Below are 17,701 nucleotides of genomic sequence, written 5' to 3'. Positions count from 1 at the left end.
CTACGCGCTCAAGCAGGGTGGTACCGCGCATCGCAAGCGTCCCTGCGTTGGATGTGGAGGAATGCGTGATGGTAGGCAACGTCTATCCCAAGGTCGATCTCACCGGGGGCAGCACCAAATTCCCGGACATGGAACAAGAGGTGCTGAAGTTTTGGAACGAGGACAACACGTTCCAAGCTTCCCTTGAAAACCGCGAAGGGTGCGAGGAGTACGTCTTCAACGACGGCCCCCCTTTCGCCAACGGCTTGCCGCACTACGGCCACCTGCTGACCGGCTACGTCAAAGACATCGTCCCGCGTTACCGCACGCAGGCGGGCTACTTCGTCCCCCGCGTGTTTGGTTGGGACTGCCACGGCTTGCCCGCGGAGCTCGAGGCCGAGAAGCAGCTCGGTATCACCGACAAAGCCCAGATCGAAGACATGGGCTTGGAGAAGTTCAACGAGTACTGTGGCCAGTCCGTCATGCACTACGCGGACGAGTGGGAAGAATACGTCACCCGCCAGGCCCGCTGGGTGGACTTTGAAAACGGCTACAAGACCATGGACCCGGAGTACATGGAGTCCGTCATGTGGGCGTTCAAGGAACTCTACGACAAGGGCCTGATCTACCAGGGCTTCCGCGTGCTGCCGTATTCGTGGGCTGAACACACCCCGCTGTCGAACCAGGAGACCCGCCTGGACGACTCCTACCGCATGCGCCAGGACCCGACCGTCACCGTCACCATGCCGCTGACCGGCGCGCGCGAAGGCTTCCCCGCCCAAAAGACATGGGAAGAGCACCCAGAGCTTCACGACGCCGCCGCAATCGCGTGGACCACTACTCCCTGGACTCTGCCGTCAAACTTGGCGCTCGCGGTGCATCCGGAGGTGGAGTACAGCGTTGTCCGGACCGTCGATAAGCAATTGCTCCTGGCAACTGACCTGCTGGGTGCGTACGCGAAGGAGCTGGGCGAGTACGAGGTGCTGGCGACGTTTGCTGGCGCAGAGCTCGAGGGCCTGACCTATGAGCCGGTGTTTGACTACTTCAGGGACACCGAGAATGCATTCATGGTGCTTACCGCTGATTACGTGACCACCGAAGACGGCACCGGTGTCGTGCACCAGGCCCCTGCGTTCGGTGAGGACGATATGCTCATCTGCGAACGCTACGGTGTCCCGCTGGTCATTCCCGTGGACGCAGACGGCAAGTTCACCTCGCTCGTGCCGGACTACGAGGGCAAGCTGGTGTTTGACGCGAACCGCGACATCATCCGCGACCTCAAGGAGCGCGGCCGCGTGGTGCGCGACCAGACGATCGAGCACTCCTACCCGCACTCGTGGCGCTCGGGCGAGCCGCTGATCTACATGGCGCTGCCGGCGTGGTTTGTGAAGGTCACGGAGATCCGCGACCGCATGGTGGAGCTCAACCAGGAGATCGAGTGGATCCCGTCCCACATGCGCGACGGCCAATTTGGCAAGTGGCTCGAGGGTGCGCGCGACTGGAACATCTCGCGCACCCGCTACTGGGGTTCACCGGTGCCGGCGTGGGTGTCGGACAACCCGGAGTTCCCGCGCGTGGACGTCTACGGCTCGCTGGAGGAGCTGGAGCGCGACTTCGGTGAACGCCCCAAGTCGCTGCACCGCCCGTATATCGACGACTTGGTGCGCCCGAACCCGGACGACCCGACGGGGCAATCCATGATGCGCCGCGTGCCGGACGTGCTGGACTGCTGGTTCGAATCCGGGTCGATGCCGTTCGCGCAGTACCACTACCCGTTTGAGAACGTCGAGGAGCACGACGTGCGCCAGCCGGCGGACTTCATCGTGGAGTACTCGGGCCAGTCCCGCGGCTGGTTCTACGTGCAGCACGTGCTGTCGACCGCGCTGTTTGACCGCGTCGCGTTCAAGAAAGTCGTCGCGCACGGCATCGTGTTGGGCAGCGACGGGCAGAAGATGTCCAAGTCGAAGGGCAACTACCCGAACGTCAACGAGGTCTTCGACCGCGACGGCTCCGACGCGATGCGCTGGTTCCTCATGTCCTCGCCGATTCTGCGCGGCGGAAACCTCATCGTCACCGAGCAGGGCATCCGCGACGGCGTGCGTCAGGCGATCCTGCCGATCTGGAATGCGTACACCTTCCTGCAGCTCTATTCGTCGGAGGAGGCGCAGTGGTCGGTGGATTCCACCGACGTGCTCGACCGGTACATCTTGGCCAAGACACACGACATGGTCGCCGGTGTCGGTGCCGCGCTCGACGAGGTCCGCATTGCCGATGCCTGCGAGGAGCTTCGCCAGTTCGCCGACACGCTGACTAACTGGTACGTGCGCCGTTCCCGCGACCGCTTCTGGGAGGGCCAGGAGGCGCACCCGGAGGCCTTCAACACGCTGTACACCGTGCTTGAGGTCACCTGCCGCGCCGCGGCCCCGCTGCTGCCGTACATCACCGAGGTGATCTGGCGCGGCCTCACCGGCGAGCGCTCCGTGCACCTCACCGACTACCCGAAGGCCTCGGATCTGCCGTCGAACGAAGAGCTAGTCGCCACCATGGACGCCACCCGCGCGGTGTGCTCCGCAGCGTCGTCGGTGCGCAAGGCGCGTAAGCTGCGCAACCGCCTGCCGCTGCCCGCGCTCACCGTCGCGCTGCCGAACGCAGGCCAGCTGCAGGACTTCGCCTCGGTCATCCGCGACGAGGTCAATGTCAAGGAGCTTGTGCTTAGCGACGATGTGGACGCCGCAGGTTCCTTCGACGTGGTTGTCAATGCCAAGGTGGCTGGCCCGAAACTGGGCAAAGACGTGCAGCGGGCGATCAAGAACGTCAAGGCTGGCAACTACGTCCGCGATGGCGAGAACGTCGTGGTCGATGGTGATATCGTGCTGACCCCGGAGCTCTACACCGAGCGTCTCGTGGCCGAGAACCCGGAGTCCACGGCGCGCGTCGAGGGCCCGAACGGCACCGTCGGCTTGGTTGTTCTGGACACCGAAGTCACCGAGGAGCTGGAAGCTGAGGGCTGGGCAGCGGACGTGATCCGCGGCCTGCAGGATGCGCGTAAGCAGGCAGGTCTGGCCGTTTCCGACCGCATTGCGGTACGCCTGTCGGTGCCCGCGGAGCGCGTCGAGTGGGCGGAGCGCCACGCGTCGCACATCGCTGGCGAGACGCTTGCGACCGACTTCACGGTCGTGTCCGAGCCTCTGGATGGGGCGGTAGAGGTCATCGACGGCGTCACCGCGACCGTCGAAAAGAACGGCTAGCTACTCTTCGCCCTGCTCTTCTCCGAGGTCGAACGCGTCCACGCCCGAGAGACTTGTGGGATCGAGTCGGGTGGTAATCCCGATTCGGTTCCACGCGTTGATGGTCACGATCGCCATCAGCAGGTTGCGGGCGTTCTTCTCGCCGTGCTCGGCCTCAACGCGGTTCCACAGCTCGTCCGGAACCGACTCGTCACCGTGGATGCGCGTCACCGCGTCTGTGAGCTCGAGGGCAGCGGCTTCTGCGGCGTTGAATTCGTCGCGGTGATCCGTCCACGCTTCAACTTGGCGGATGCGGTCTTTCGACCAGCCATCCTTGCGCGCATCCCGGCGGTGCATCGCGAGGCAGTAGACGCATTGGTTTAGCGCGGATGCGCGCAGCTGCACCAGGTGCGACATGTCCTTGTCCACTCGCGCTCGCACGAAGGTTTCCAAACCAACCATCGGCGCGTAAGCGACTTTGGGGATGGGTTTGCGGTTTCGACTAGGCATGTTTCCAACGTACTGTGGTCAGTTCCTCGACTGTCACCTTCGATTCAGCTTGCGGCTCGGCGGTGCGCACAATCAGTGCGCGCCCCATGCCAATCCAGCCGATGAACGGAGACTCATTGACCGAAACGGGCTGATGCACATGCCCAAGCAACCACGCGTCGCAGCCGTAGTCAAGCAGCTCTTCCCGAGTGCATGGTAAGCACGGGTTGTTGGAATGCTCGCCGGTGAGGCTGGTGTGGAGGATGCCGAGGTTGACGGTGCCGTCGATAAGCAAAGGAAAGCTCCCGACAAGCTCGCGCGGGTCTTTGTCGACCTCAACCCCTGCGGTGTGCACTGCGCAGCTGCCCATTAGGTAGGTGGCGGGGGAGGGTGAGGCGACGGTGACGCCGGTGGGGAGGTCGAGGTTGTGGTGGGTGTCGTGGTTGCCGGGGGTGAACAGGACGGTGTCGAAAAGCGAAAGGCCGCGCTCGAAGAACTGGTTTACCTCGTCGTATGTGACTTCGGTGAAGCGCTTCCGGTCGATGATGTCGCCCGCCATGATCAAGTGGCGCGCGCCCGCTTTGGCACCCTGGTCGAGCGCGTCGAGGGCCCATGCGAGGCCTGGCCCAATTTTCTTGTCGCCGGACTGTTTGCGGCCGAGGTGGATGTCTGCGAGCGCGAGAATGGGATCCATGGGGTCCACGGTAGTGGGTGCTTGTCCGCGAGGCGGACAACTGTGAAGCGGTGGTTGAGGGTCGTCCGCGCGGCGGAGGAGAGTCAAGCGGGGGTTGAGGGTTGTCCGCGCGGCGGACAACCAGAGGTGGACCCGGAGCGCAAACACAATAAACGGCAACTCGAATTAGGGAAGTGGGCGAGGGTCAATGAGGTGTGCAAGCGAATCTAGATTCGAGGGCCTGCACCACTTGAAACCGAGGTCGGTACCCAATCGGGGTGCGGGCGATCGCCGACAGGATCCTTGGACTTCATCGCCTTTCGAGTTCGGCTCAGGTGCAAACGCCGCCGCAAAAATCGCAGAGTTTAACCAATTCAATCTGGCCCTGATTTTCGGCGAAGTACCGCCCCTCCGCTTGCGCAGGTACTAAAAGTTTAGTAGCTACTATAAGTATAGTATCTAGCGAGACAGGCAGGATGGTAGCAGTTATGTCAGAAGAGAAAGTCGTGGCGGACACCGCCCCAAGTCGATGGACTTTGCCTATAGTCCTTGTGGCGCAATTCATTACGCCGATGTCGATTGCCGGTACGGGCATCGCTCTTCCGCAAATCTCCACTGACCTTGGAGCAAATACGACAGCACTTCAATGGGTAGTGAACGGCTTTAACGCCGCGTTTGCACTCGGTGTTCTCGGCTGGGGAGCTGTAAGTGACCGTATTGGTTATCGCATGACTTTCGCCATCGGATCGACCCTTTTCTCGCTGTCTAGCCTGATAAGTGCGGCTAGCCCGTCGCTGCTTTTGCTTGATTGCATGCGAATTATCGCAGGGTTCGGGGCGGCAGCCGTCCTCACTGGGGCCAGCTCTATGCTCTCTAACGCTTATGAAGGCAACGCGCGAGGCCGAGCATTCGCCCTCTTTGGAACGATCAACGGATTGGGCTTGACATTAGGTCCGACTATCTCAGGAATTCTGGTTTCGAGCTTCGGTTGGCGGGGAGTTTTTGCTGTTCATGGCGCGATTCTTGCGTTGGTTAGTCTGAATACAAGATTCCTTCCTGCAGCCAGCGGCGCTGTGCAGGACCCGAAAGAGACGAAGGCACCTCTGCTTGACCTCTCCATTCTTAAGAACAGAGAGTTTCTCGCCATGTGTTTGGTGCCGATTGCGGGCTCAATCGGATTCGTTACAATGCTGACCTATTTACCTTCTGCCTTCAGTGGCATTAAAGGTATCGGTCCGGGACGAGCTGGCCTGATCATGCTTGCAATGACAATCCCCGTCGTAGTTGCGCCAATTCTGGTGGCTAAGTTAATTGAGAAGGTCTCGTGGATCACGGTTGGCTTTGTGGTGTACCTCAGTCTGATCTGCCTAATTGTCGGAGACCTTGGACTTGTGTTGCTCACGCCCGAGGGATCAATCGGGCTCGTTATCGCTCCGATGATCTTGCTTGGATTGGGTTTCGGCCTACCCATTGGCCTTGTAGATGGACACGCACTGGAGGTAGTTCCTCCTGAAAGGACTGGTACAGCTGCTGGCGTGCTCAACTTTTTCCGTGTGGGTAGTGAGGCGTTGTTCGTCGCCGGGTACGCGTTCATACTTTCTGTGCAAATTCGACACCAGCTTTCCGGTGAAGCCGCGACGAATACCGCAGCTGGGCAACCGGGCCATCCAGATGTCTATGCCGACGCTTTCGGGACCAGCGCGCTCATACTGACGGTCCTTGTCTTGCTTGTGACCGTGTCTGTTGTACTCGTAAGGCGTAGATCCAACTCTCGGTCAAATGGATAGGAGTAAGGAACAATAGGCTCAGCTATTCGTTTATTCGATATCCGAGTCGTTCCCGGTCTCTGGGGTGATTCGATGGAGGTCATTTTGCCGAACTGGCTGAACAGCTGCCGACGTTTTCTCCAGCAGCGACCCCTGAGAACATCAACTGGGACACGGGAGTATGAGTGCATCGCCCCGTATTACGGCTTGAAAGTAAAAGATTTCTTTCCAATAGTTCGCGTGGTCTATTCAACCTGGAATGATGTTGCAAGACTCTGAATAGCTACTATTTTGTTAGTTGCTTCATTCCTTGATGGGAGACCGCATGGCTGATCAGGATGGCCACCCAAGTGTCGACGAGTTTGACCTCTCTAAGATTTTGCATGCGCTGTCAGACGCTAACCGACGCAAAGTAATCGTAGAATTGGCTGCTCAGCCCGATGGTACTGAACAATTCTGTTCAGAATTCGGTACCCCATGGGCGCCTTCGACGCGAACACATCACTTCAAAGTTCTGCGCAATGCCGGTTTGGTCTGGCAGCGTGACGTGGGAAATGGACGCATGACGCGTCTGCGCAGAACTGATCTTGAGAAAGCGTTCCCCGGCTTGCTGGACCAGATAATTATCTCGAGTGGAGGCGGCCAGCTGGAGTGATAAAGACTTCAAGATTGGGTCTTGGACTCAATGGGATTTTGTCTACCTCCTTCCAATTGGGTGGCGTTGTCCAAAGTGCACCACGGTGCGCTACCTGCTGCGTTAAATCGAGTGGGCAGAGGGCGGCGAAACCAACATCGACAACCTCATCCCCTTGTGTTCAAGCTGCCACTCGAAGGTGAGCCACGGCCTTGTGGAGATCCGGGCTCGGGGTTCAGCCATCGAACTCAGCTTTATCGACGGCTCGCGGTTTCTGGCCAGCGTCAGAGGGCTTCCGGAGCGGGTGGAGTCCGCTGAGGTGCGGGACGACCTCACCTTCGCCTAGCCAACCGCGCCCGGCACACGCCGGTGATGCGATGAGCAATCAGCGGAGGCCAGCGGGGCTCCAGGTACCGTGAGGGACATGTCACGTTGGGTGCTGCACATCGATATGGACGCGTTTTACGCATCCGTGGAGCAGCTCACCCGCCCAACGCTCAAAGGTCGCCCGGTGCTCGTGGCGGGGGTCTCGGGCCGCGGGGTAGTCGCAGGCGCGAGCTATGAGGCCCGCAAGTACGGCGCCCGCTCCGCAATGCCCACCCACCGGGCGGCGCGGCTCGTCGGACCGCAAGCAGTACTCGTCGCACCCCGGCGTCCCGTCTACTCCGCAGCCTCCCGCAGGGTATTCGAGATCATCGCGCGCCACGTAGATGTGTTCGAGCAGCTCTCCATCGATGAGGCCTTCATGGAGCCATCGGTGCTTTTCGACGCCTCACCCGACGCGGTTACCGAATGGGCCAACGAGCTCCGCGCGGAAATCAAACGCGAAACCGGCTTGCCGAGCTCGATCGGCGCGGGCAGCGGCAAGCAGTACGCGAAGATCGGCTCCGGTTTGGCGAAACCAGACGGTGTGTTCGTTATCCCGCACGAGGAGCAGTTGGAGATCCTGCACCCGCTGCCGGTTAACGAGCTGTGGGGAGTGGGGCCGGTGACCGGCGCAAAGCTGAAAGCGGCAGGTATTGAGACGATCGGTGATCTCGCAGCGCTGACTGAGAAGGAGGTCGAGATCGCGCTCGGGGGTGTCGTCGGCAAGCAGCTGTGGCACCTCGCGCGCGGTCACGATGACCGTGCAGTCGCGCCCCGCGCCGAGTCGAAGCAGATTTCCTCCGAGCACACCTATCCAAAGGATCTCACGACCGCGCCCGAGGTCGACGCAGCACTCAAGCGAGCGGCCGCAGAGTCGCATCGACGCTTGCGCAAGGATGGCCGCGGCGCGCGCACAGTGACAGTGAAGCTGAAGATGTCGGACTTCCACACCGAGTCACGTTCGGCGACCCTGCCGTACGCCACCGATGATGAGGAGACGCTCTTGGCCACCGCGTTTCGTATCATGCGCTACCCGGATGAAGTCGGCCCGATCCGGCTGGTGGGTGTGAGCTATTCGGGGCTGGAGGATTCGCTGCAAGACGTCCTGTTTCCCGAGCTCGACCAAACAATCGTGAAACCAGTGCAAACGGATTACGAGTCCGGGGTATCGGACCGCGCCGGCGGGCCGCAGGTGGAGGTCATCGCTGATGCTGCGCCGAAGGCGGGGCAGTGGCAGGCCACGCAGGACGTCTACCACGAAGAGCACGGCCACGGCTGGGTGCAGGGCGCGGGCAAAGGATGGGTCACCGTGCGGTTTGAAACCCGAGCCACTGGTCCAGGTCGCATCAAAAGCATGCGTGCCGACGACCCACTGCTCCACCCAGCAGACCCCCTCGACAGCTTGGACTGGGGTGATTGGCTAGAGCAGTGAGCTCGGGTCTGTTCCTGTGGCCAACGCGGTGATGAGCGCGATGCGGGCCTGGCCGGGGGAGAGGGAGCCGGCGGGGAGGGCGCCGAGTTCGCCGAGAGTGGCGCCACCGCCGCCCCCGCCGTAGGCGAATTCCACGCCGCCACGCGGAACCGAGGTGGAAACGACAACGGGGATGCCACGCTCGATGGCGCGGCCGAGGGCCTCGCCCATGGCGGGGGAGACATTGCCAGAGCCGAGTGCTTCGACGACGATGCCGTCTGGGTTGGTGTTCGCGGCGAGCTCGACCAGCGTGCCGTCGGCGCCGGGCCAGGCGCGCAGGATGGGTACGTTGATGCCGCTGAGCGTGGCGCGCGGCACTGGGGCGGGGCGCGGCTGCGGACGCTCGGTGGTCAACGCGAACGCGCCGAGGTCCGCAGTGGAGGCCTTGTACAGGCCGCGGGCCGGCAGGGTGTCGCCGTCGAAGTGCACGAGGACGCCCTGGCCGCGGCGCAGCGGGTCAGCGGCGACGTCGATGGCGCGGCGCAGGTTCTCCGGTCCGTCGGTGTGCGGGTGGTCGGAGGGGTGCTGCGCCCCGGTAAGGACAACGGGTCGGGGATCGTGGTGAATGAGGTCGAGCGCCAGGGCTGTTTCTGCCAGCGAATCGGTGCCGTGGGTGAGGACGATGCCGGTCACGGAGTCGTCGATAAGCGATTGCTCGATGAACTCTGCGAGCGTGTCGATGTCGGCGAGGGTGATGGCTGAGGAGTCGAGGTTGGCTGCGTCATAGACCCCGACACTTTCGGCGGTGCCGGACTGTTCGACAAGCTCAGCGGCGGTGAGCGTTGGCCGGCGCGTGCCGGTAGCATCCGTGGTGCACGCGATGGTGCCGCCGGTGGAAATCACGAGAACAAAGTTGCCCATGTGCACTAGCGTGCCAGAAGTGGCGGTGTCGTTTGGGGTTCGGCGTGGGGCTATGGGTACGCTCGTGGTGTTACACATGTGAAAGGGAGAACACGTGCATACACAAAAAATTGCCGCTGCTGTTGCTGCGATTGGCCTGAGCGTGGGGCTGGCCGCCTGCTCCGATGAGCAGGATGCGGCGGAGGAGACCACGACTGCCGCTGCGCCGTCGAGTGAACAGCAGACCCAAGCCGCTCCGGTGGCGGAGATGCCGACGGTGGCGGAGCTCAACTCCGTGATTCAGCGCGCGGCGGATCCGAACCTGCCGATTCAAGAGCGCATGCTCACCGTCCAAGGCGGTGAGAACGTGCCGGAGCTTTTCGACGTCATGACGCAGTCCCAGGTTGAATCCGGCGCGAACTTCCAGGTCGTGGAGCCGGTGCTGCCGGACTTCGAGCCGAACCAGGTGCTGGCTGCGGTGAACCTCACCGCGCCGGGCCAGGAGCCGACGCTGATCAACGACGTCACCTTCGTCAACGAGGGCGGCCACTGGAAGCTGTCCCAGATGTGGGCCTGCAACCTGATTTCCTCGACCCTGCCGCCGGAGCAGGTGCCGGCAATGTGCAGCGCGAATCCGCCGGTCGCGCCGGCTCCGGTTGATCCGGGCCAGGGTGGCGCGCCAGCACCCGCAGCGCCGGCAGCGCCTGCCGCACCTGCAGCACCTGCACCTGAGCAGGGCTACCAGCAGGCGCCGGGGCTGTAGGAACGCTCGGCTTTACAAGCGATCCTCGCGCCAGAGTTCGCCCGTCCACATGGTGGACAGGGTGAGAATCCTGGCGCGAGGATCGTTTTGCTCGATGCGGCGGCGCCACTGGCGGCGCACCCAACGGTCGTGACTGGTGATGATCACGGTGCCCGCAAAGTCGAGCAAAGCATGCTCGAGCTCTTCCGCGAGGACGAGTGAGAGGTGGTTCGTCGGCTCGTCGAGAAGCAAAAGATCCGGCGGCGAGGCCAAGATGATGCCGAGCGAGACGCGGCGGCGCTGGCCGAGCGAGAGATCTGCGAGCTTTTTCACCGCTTGTTCGGGGGTCATGAGCCCCATTTCCACCAGGTCGGGCGTGCCGTCGGGGGTGTGGCTTTCGAAGATCTCCGCGGCGGTGGCCTCAAGGTCGTGCCAGGCGTCGTCCTGCTCGAGGCGGGCGATGGTGAGCTCTTCGGGGATGAGCAGCTCGCCCTCGTAGTCGGTGATGGTGCCGTCGATGATTTTCAGCAGCGTGGACTTGCCGGAGCCGTTCGGGCCTTCCACCAGAAGGTGCTGGCCGGGCTGCACCTTCAGGGAAAGGGGCATTAGGCGGTCGGGCACCCGCAGGTTCACGGCTGTCACCGCAGGCACGCCTATCGACGTCGCCGTGTGCGGCGGCACACCGGTGAAGCGCAGACGTTGCGGCGGGGCCGGAATAGCGCTGCGTTCGAGGCTGTCCAGCCTTTGTTCGGCGGCGCGGCGGCGTGAGCCGACGGTCTTCGCCGCGCGGTCGGCGTAGAACTTCGCCGCCGCGCGAGTTTCCGTCTTGTTTTCCTGCGAGTTGAAGACGTCCTCAGCGGTCTGCTCCGCGGCCTTTTCCAGCCGGACGCGCTCGTGTTCTTGGGCGGCGTAGTCGGTTTCCCAGCGGCGGCGTCGGTCCTCGCGCGCCTTGAGGTAGTCGGTGAACGCGCCGGTGAAGCGCGCACCTTGGCGGGTCGCCTCGCCGTAGCCGCCTTCGGCGCCCAAGCCGGGGTCAAGATCGACGATGCCGTCGCACGCGGAGTCGAGGAAGTAACGGTCGTGGGAGGCTGCGAGCACCGGTCCCTTGAACGCCTCGAGCTCACCGATGAGGAAGTCCACAGCTTCGTCATCGAGGTGGTTCGTTGGCTCATCCAGCACCATCGCATCGACTGGTCGCAGCAGAAGCGTCGCCAGAGCGAAACGGCGGCGTTGGCCGCCCGACATCTCCCCAAGCGGGGTCTCCAGCGGCACGTTGGCTAAGTCCAGGCCGGCGAGCACGGTGGCAATGCGGGCGTCGAGCTCCCACACGCCGGAGTTCTCGGCGCGGGCAAGCGCGCGGTCAAAGGCTTCCGCCAGCTTTTGGTTCTCCGGCTCCTCTGCCATTTTCTCGGAGTACGTTGCGATGTCGGTTTCGATTTGTCGGAACTCGTTCACAGCGGCGTCGATAAGCGTGCTCGCGGGCTCCGTGAACGGCAGTGAGGTTTCCTGGGCGATGAACCCGGTGACCGGCGGCGTGATCAAGGTGCCGACGTCCGGTGTGAGCTCCCCGGAGATGATGCCGAGGAGCGTTGATTTACCCGCGCCGTTCTCGCCGATTAAGCCGGTGACGGATCCCGACGGCACGGCGAACGAGATGTCGGTGAGCACACGGTTGCCGCCGGGGTAGGAAAACGAGATGCCGTCGAGGCCAATGTGTAAGGGCGCTACCATCTAGCCCTCCTTTTTAAAGGTGACCCCGGAGGTCACGTCTTGGACGATGCGGAATGAGCTGCCCTCGCCGCCGGAGTAGGTCAGGCGCGTGGTGGAGGCGACGTTGCCGCTGGTGGGAAGCGGGTAGTTCAATTCCACCGTGAGTTCGCCGTCGGAGGTGGCTGAGGTGTTTTCAACCTGTAGCGTCTGGCCGTCGAGGGCACCCGCGACCTGATTGTCGATGCGCAGCGGCTGCTGGGCGGGGCGCTCGTCCACCTTTACGTCGAGCGAGACTGCGGTGTCCGGGCCGTCGGTGATGTCGCGCACCGTGTATGTGGTGGTGCGGATCATGGAGGTATCGCCAGTCGTGCGCGCCTCCACGGACCACGAGCCGCCGACGCCGATCGGCTCAGCCGGGAACACCACGTTAGCGGACATGACTGAAAGCAGCGCCTGCTCCACCACCTGGCGACCGGCCTCCGGGGATTCCTCAGGCGGCAGGAGTTTCACGGCATCGATGGCGCCGGTGTCATCGCCCCACCAGCTGAGCATGAAGCCCTCGTTGGCGGCAACCTCCTGGCCCAGCGCCAGATCGGAGTGCTTGCCGGCACCAGCGGTGATCCGTACACTGCGCGTCGAATCAGCTGCCTCTTCGGGGGCCGGGCCGGCGGGGAAGGTGATGGTCACCGGCAGCGTCGTGGTCATCACATCGCCGCCAGCCGGTGCCTCCGGGTCAACGTTTTCGCCTTCGGCCGCGACCGCCTGGTCGATGCCGCCCGCGACCTCCAAGGTGGTGTGCCAGTTCGCCTCCGGCGATTCAAACGAAGCGTAGGTGTACTCCAACAGCTGCGGGTTCTCGCCTTGCTCCAAAACCGTGACTACCGGGGCGTCCACCGGAAAGGCGGGCACGTCCGCCATCGGGTCGGGCTCCTCGGTCGAGCACGCCACCAGGCCCAGGACAAGGCTGGACAATGCGGCGGACGCCAACGTAACTACAGGGAACCGACGCAAGGTAAACACGCTTTGAGCCTACCCCACGGCACAAGCGCACCAGTAGAGAAGCACTATTCCGAAGCACTGTGCCGAACCGGCTACAGTGAGTCGGTGATGACAGCGCAGACAGTATCCACCCGCAACTACCTCGCGCCGGTGGCGGTCGCGATGGTGGCCATCGCGGCGGTGGACCAGGCAGTGAAGCAATTCATGCTCTCATGGCTTGAGCCCGGTGAGACGGTCTACGTGCTCGGCGAGTGGCTGAAGTTTCGCCTGTTGTTCAACCCGGGCGCCGCGTTTTCTATGGGCACGAACGTCACTTGGCTGTTTACTGCCATCCAGCTCGCGTTCGTGATCGGCGCGCTCATTTACGCCCCGCGCATCACGAGCCGCTTCGAGGCGCTCGGCGTCGGCCTCATCGCCGGTGGCGCCCTAGGCAACCTCTGCGACCGCCTCTTCCGCGAGCCGGGGTTCTGGTTCGGGCACGTCGTGGACTACATCTCAGTGCGCAGCTTCGCTGTGTTCAACATCGCGGATGCCAGCATCAGCGTCGGCGTGGTCGTGCTGCTGATCGCTATTTTCGTTGCCGAACTGGGGCAGAAGCAGTGAGCGGGGAATTTCGCTCCCTGCCCGTGCCTGAGGGCCTTGACGGGATGCGCGTGGACGCGGCGATTGCAAAGCTCTTCGGCGTCTCCCGCGCCGCCGCCGCGGACATGATTGCGGCGGGTGACGTCCTCATCGATGCCCAGCCGGTGCAGAAGTCCGACCGCGTCACCCCTGGCACCATGCTCGAAGCGACCCTGCCGGAGCCGAAGCGCGCGCCCGAGCCGGTCGCGGAGCACGTCGAGGGTCTGACCATCCTCTACCAGGACGACGACGTCATCGCGGTGGACAAACCCGTCGGCGTCGCCGCGCACCCCACCCTGGGCTGGGAAGGCCCAACCGTCGTTGGCGGGCTGCAGGCAATGGGCTTCACCTTGCCGGATGCGGGCCCGCCCGAGCGCAAAGGCATCGTGCAGCGCCTCGACGTCGGTACCTCTGGCGTCATGGTCGTCGCGCTATCCGTCCCCGGTTACTCCGTGCTCAAGCGCGCATTCAAAGAGCGCACGGTGGACAAGACCTACCACACCATGGTCCAGGGCCTGCCGGACCCGATAGTGGGCACCATCGACGCGCCAATCGGACGCCACCCGTCGTCCGGCTGGAAGTTCGCGGTCACCGACGACGGCCGCCAGTCCGTCACCCACTACGAGGTGCTCGAGGCCTTCCGCCGCGCGAGCCTGCTCGAGGTGCACCTGGAGACCGGCCGCACGCACCAGATCCGCGTGCACATGTCCGCCATTGGCCACCCGTGCGTGGGCGATCCGATGTACGGCTCCGACCCCAACCTGGCCAAGGAGCTGAACCTGAACCGCCAGTGGCTCCACGCCACCAAGCTCGGCTTCACCCACCCGCGCACCGGCGACTACGTGGAGGTGGAGTCGCCGTACCCGACTGATTTGCAGCACGCGCTCGACGCGATGAGGCAGTCGTAGGATGCGCCGCCTCGCAACGGCACTCGCCACGGCGCTTGGCATCATCCTCGTCGTCGCCGGGGTCTACGTCGTGGGTTTGCGCACCCAACCGCACGCACCAACCCTCCAGGGCGACACCCTTGGGCGTCACCAAGGGGAAAGTTGGGAGGAATATGCGTCGCGCACGAAGCCGTCGATAAGCGAAAGCTCCTCCTTTGCCCTGGTCACCTTTGATACGGCGCGCCGCGCGGAGGAGGCCGCAGCCATCGTGCGGGAGGTGCGGAGGGTCAATGCACTTTTGCTTATCGACGCCCCATTTCAGCCCATTCCCGAACCCACAACCGGCCAAAACCGGGCAGATGTGTTCCAGCGCGAAGCTGAGCGGCTGGCGGCGCAAGGCAGAGCCAACGGCATCCAGCTGGACCCGGGGGCGATTGCGGCGGTGGTGGTCTACGACAACGGCGCGACGTTGCGGGCGCTCGCGGATGCCGAGGGGGTGCGGGCGCTCGAGGCGCTGCCACCGGATGCGGTGTGGGGTTCGTTTGCGATTCGGCCTGTCAACTAGATTGACCGAGGTGCTATTTTTCCCGTTTCGGCCAGAGTGACACAGGTTGGGCGTGTATAGTCTGCTGAGGTTCTAGCCGGTTTTTCAGGCACGGTACGTAAGGAGACACCTTGGCTTCCACCAAGTTCAAAGCCCTCTCAGCGGTTGTGGCCGCGTCGTTCTTCCTCGGCTCCTGCGGGATGCCGGGCGGCGGCGATGGGGGAGGCGAGGACGGTCTCGCGCCGGGGGACTACACCATCGCCTCCGCTGAGGGCGTGCGCGACAGCGTGGTGGTCAGCGGCAAGATCGCGCCGATCCGTGCGGTGAGCATTACGTCCTCCGTGCAGTCCGAGGTGGAGCGCATCGAGGTTGCGCCCGGCGATCGCGTGCGTACCGAGCAGCTGCTCGCTTCGATGAACACAGAGCAGCTGGACCGCCAGCTGCAGATTCAGGAGCGTCAGCAGGCCAACGCCCAGGCAGAAGCGAAGCAGGGTGTGGACCAGGCTCAGGCGCAGCTTGACGCGCTCAACGCCAGCGTGGCTAATGGCACGCACCCGTCGATTCGCGCGGCGCAGGCGCAGGTGAACCAGGCGCAGGCGGCGTACGACGCAGCGGTGGCTGCCAACGGTGGGGTGCGCGCGGCGACCCGCGCGGTGCGCGTGGCCACCGACATGGCCGGACAAGTCTCCAGTTGGCTCGACCAGCAGGTGCACGGCAATGGCGGGCAGCAGCCGGCGCCAGCGCCCGCACCCGCTCCGGCCCCTGTGCCTGTTCCCGAGCCCGCTCCAGTTCCGGTTCCCGGAGACCAGGTGCAGGGGTACCCCGCTGAGGTTCCGGCGTTGGAGGGGAACTACGCGCCGTCCGCGGGGATGAGTACGCAGGAGGCATACGCGGCACTGCAGGATGCGCAGGCTGAACTCGCGGCCGCGCGTTCGCAGGTGGAGCAAGAGCGCATCCAGCTGCAGGGGCAGGTGGACTCCGCGTGGCGCGCAATGGAGAACTCCGAGCTCGAAGCCGGCGACGGCACCCTGGAGTACCAGGTCAAGGAAGCGACGATCTACTCGCCGATCAACGGTTTAGTCACCTCGGTCGACGTGCAGGAAGGTGATGTGCCGCAGGGACGCATCTTGAGCATTGCCGACGACTCGCGTCTGATCATCCGCGCCGAGGTACGCGAAGCCGACGTCGCATCGATTGCCAAAGACAACCGAGTGACCTTCACTTCCACCGCCACCGGCAAGAAGGAGTACGCGGGTCGCGTAACTCGCATCTCTCCCGCCGGAAACTCCGGCGGCGCCAGCGTGGATCCGGCTGCCGTGATGGGCGGCGGAGATAGTGCTGGCGGCGGCGAAGGCTCCACCGTGATGTTCCCGGTGGAGATTGAGGTCACCGGCGATAAAGAAGGCCTGCTGCTGGGCGGCTCGGTGCGCGCGGAGATCATCACCGCGGAAACTGACAAGGCACTCAATGTGCCGGTTGATGCTGTGTACGAAGACGGCGGCAAGGACAAGGTCCTCGTCTTGGCCACCGATGGCGATGACGCCCGCTCCGGCAAGGTCGAAGAGCGCGAGGTGAAGACCGACACCGCCAACGACGTTGATATCGCCGTCACCGGCGGTGACTTGAAGGCCGGCGACATCGTGATTAACTGGCCGGACGAGTACCGCGACCGCATTGGCGAGACCGTTTCGATCACCGATCCGAGCTTCGATCCGGCGTCGGTTGAGGATGCGAAGAACACTAAGACATCGTCGACGGCAACGGTCACGGTCACCAGCACCCGCCCCGCAGCGTCGAAGTAGGGGAGAGTGTATGAGTACCCCATTCTGGCGCAAAAAATCCCGGCAGAAAGCGGAGCCACAGGTGCAGTCTGTGCCACAGCCACAGCCACAGCCCCAACACGACAACGATCCGTTCTTCTTCGGTGAGGAACCTGCGACCGGTGAGCAACCGGCGGTGGCCCCAGAGCAGCTAGCGGTGGCTCCAGAGCAACCAGCGGCACCGGCGGCACCGGCGGGCCCACAACTTGCCGATACCGGCTTGCTCATTGACATGCGCAACATTGTCAAGACCTACAACGTGGGCGAGCCGAGCGAGCTCACTGTGCTGCACGGTGTCGAGTTCCAGGCACAGCAGCGCGAGTTCGTATCCATCGTCGGCCCGTCCGGCGGCGGCAAGTCCACGTTGATGAACTTGATCGGCATGCTGGATCGACCCACCGAGGGTGCCTACGCGTTCAACGGCGAGCCGGTGTACGCGAAGAGCGACAAGGAACTGGCAACTTACCGCAGCCACAACATCGGTTTTGTCTTCCAAAACTTCAACCTGGTGGGACGCATCGACGCGCTGCAGAACGTCGCAATGCCGATGATGTACGCGGGCGTGGACAAGAAAGCCCGCGAAGCTCGCGCTGAGGAGCTGCTCGGCATGATGGGCATGGGCGAGCGCATTCACCACCAGCCGAATGAGCTCTCCGGTGGTCAGAAGCAGCGCGTCGCGATTGCTCGCGCGCTAGCGAATGACCCGGACCTTTTGCTTGCCGACGAACCCACCGGCGCATTGGATACCAAAACCGGCCGATTGGTGATGGACCTGTTCCACCAGTTGCACGATGAGCTTGGCAAAGCGATCGTGCTGATCACTCACAACCCAGAACTCGCCGAGGAGACGGAGCGCATCGTGGAGATTATCGACGGGCGCATCAACGACATCCGTGAACCCTCGGGCATGCGACACGAAGGGGCGTAAGCTGC

16 protein-coding genes and 1 pseudogene are annotated in these 17,701 nt (G+C 63.4%); 12 read left to right on the top strand and 5 right to left on the bottom strand.

All coding sequences use genetic code 11. From position 1 onward, the window contains the following. The first annotated feature begins 68 nt into the window (after positions 1–68). Entirely contained in the window at positions 69–3,227 is a 3,159-nt protein-coding gene (gene ileS / locus CGLAU_RS08300) for an isoleucine--tRNA ligase (RefSeq protein ID WP_095660289.1), read from the top strand. On the opposite strand, the gene CGLAU_RS08295 is transcribed toward ileS, so the two are convergent. Beyond that, positions 3,228–3,716, bottom strand: coding sequence for a carboxymuconolactone decarboxylase family protein (locus tag CGLAU_RS08295; RefSeq protein WP_095660288.1), 489 nt, complete (start codon positions 3,714–3,716; stop codon positions 3,228–3,230). After that, on the bottom strand, positions 3,709–4,389 hold the full coding sequence (locus CGLAU_RS08290; protein WP_095660287.1) for a metallophosphoesterase family protein: 681 nt from the start codon (positions 4,387–4,389) through the stop codon (positions 3,709–3,711). The genes CGLAU_RS08295 and CGLAU_RS08290 overlap by 8 nt, the downstream gene beginning before the upstream one ends. 530 nt (positions 4,390–4,919) lie before the next feature. Between CGLAU_RS08290 and CGLAU_RS08285 the strand changes: the two genes are divergently transcribed. The 5 genes and pseudogenes from CGLAU_RS08285 (at position 4,920) to CGLAU_RS08270 (ending at position 8,566) form a co-directional block, all read left to right on the top strand. Then, positions 4,920–6,155, top strand: coding sequence for an MFS transporter (locus CGLAU_RS08285; RefSeq protein ID WP_232507086.1), 1,236 nt, complete (start codon positions 4,920–4,922; stop codon positions 6,153–6,155). A gap of 304 nt (positions 6,156–6,459) precedes the next feature. Further along, a complete protein-coding gene (locus CGLAU_RS08280; RefSeq protein ID WP_095660285.1) occupies positions 6,460–6,789 on the top strand; it encodes an ArsR/SmtB family transcription factor in 330 nt (109 codons plus the stop codon). Between the two features lie 106 nt (positions 6,790–6,895). Then, positions 6,896–6,961: pseudogene (locus CGLAU_RS12590) on the top strand (HNH endonuclease); the annotation flags it as partial. Positions 6,962–6,967: 6 nt separating this feature from the next. Beyond that, positions 6,968–7,114, top strand: a complete 147-nt coding sequence (locus tag CGLAU_RS08275) for a hypothetical protein (protein WP_232507085.1) — start codon at positions 6,968–6,970, stop codon at positions 7,112–7,114. A gap of 78 nt (positions 7,115–7,192) precedes the next feature. Beyond that, the gene (locus CGLAU_RS08270; RefSeq protein ID WP_095660283.1) at positions 7,193–8,566 is read left to right on the top strand and encodes a DNA polymerase IV; all 1,374 of its coding nucleotides are present in this window, start codon (positions 7,193–7,195) and stop codon (positions 8,564–8,566) included. Here CGLAU_RS08270 and CGLAU_RS08265 read toward each other — a convergent pair. After that, a complete protein-coding gene (locus tag CGLAU_RS08265; RefSeq protein WP_095660282.1) occupies positions 8,555–9,466 on the bottom strand; it encodes an asparaginase in 912 nt (303 codons plus the stop codon). The two genes, CGLAU_RS08270 and CGLAU_RS08265, sit on opposite strands and share 12 nt — an antisense overlap. 94 nt (positions 9,467–9,560) lie before the next feature. Between CGLAU_RS08265 and CGLAU_RS08260 the strand changes: the two genes are divergently transcribed. Next, positions 9,561–10,208: a WKL family lipoprotein gene (locus tag CGLAU_RS08260; RefSeq protein ID WP_095660281.1), complete on the top strand. Its 648-nt coding sequence runs from the start codon at positions 9,561–9,563 to the stop codon at positions 10,206–10,208. Positions 10,209–10,220: 12 nt separating this feature from the next. On the opposite strand, the gene CGLAU_RS08255 is transcribed toward CGLAU_RS08260, so the two are convergent. Next, positions 10,221–11,918 (bottom strand): ABC-F family ATP-binding cassette domain-containing protein, encoded by a 1,698-nt coding sequence (locus tag CGLAU_RS08255; RefSeq protein WP_095660280.1) that lies wholly within the window; start codon positions 11,916–11,918, stop codon positions 10,221–10,223. Beyond that, positions 11,919–12,869 carry an oxidoreductase gene (locus CGLAU_RS08250; RefSeq protein ID WP_157731303.1) on the bottom strand — a complete coding sequence of 317 codons (951 nt, stop codon included), beginning with the start codon at positions 12,867–12,869 and terminating at the stop codon, positions 11,919–11,921. It abuts the gene before it with no gap. A gap of 135 nt (positions 12,870–13,004) precedes the next feature. On the opposite strand from CGLAU_RS08250, the gene lspA reads away from it, so the two are divergent. The 5 genes from lspA to CGLAU_RS08225 all read left to right on the top strand — a co-directional run bounded on the left by lspA (position 13,005) and on the right by CGLAU_RS08225 (position 17,696). Continuing rightward, entirely contained in the window at positions 13,005–13,499 is a 495-nt protein-coding gene (gene lspA / locus CGLAU_RS08245; RefSeq protein WP_095660278.1) for a signal peptidase II, read from the top strand. 44 nt (positions 13,500–13,543) lie between these two features. Continuing rightward, positions 13,544–14,425, top strand: coding sequence for an RluA family pseudouridine synthase (locus CGLAU_RS08240; protein WP_198305099.1), 882 nt, complete (start codon positions 13,544–13,546; stop codon positions 14,423–14,425). 1 nt (position 14,426) lies between these two features. Next, positions 14,427–14,969 carry a hypothetical protein gene (locus tag CGLAU_RS08235; RefSeq protein WP_095660276.1) on the top strand — a complete coding sequence of 181 codons (543 nt, stop codon included), beginning with the start codon at positions 14,427–14,429 and terminating at the stop codon, positions 14,967–14,969. A gap of 110 nt (positions 14,970–15,079) precedes the next feature. Next, entirely contained in the window at positions 15,080–16,750 is a 1,671-nt protein-coding gene (locus CGLAU_RS08230; protein WP_095660275.1) for an efflux RND transporter periplasmic adaptor subunit, read from the top strand. A 250-nt stretch (positions 16,751–17,000) separates the two neighbouring features. Further along, entirely contained in the window at positions 17,001–17,696 is a 696-nt protein-coding gene (locus CGLAU_RS08225) for an ABC transporter ATP-binding protein (RefSeq protein WP_095661132.1), read from the top strand. The last annotated feature ends 5 nt before the right edge of the window (positions 17,697–17,701 follow it).

Origin of the sequence: Corynebacterium glaucum, assembly GCF_002287505.1 — a bacterium.
Lineage (GTDB): Bacteria > Actinomycetota > Actinomycetes > Mycobacteriales > Mycobacteriaceae > Corynebacterium > Corynebacterium glaucum.
Note: the sequence above shows the minus strand (reverse complement) of the source record. Positions and strands in the feature narration are given on the sequence as shown.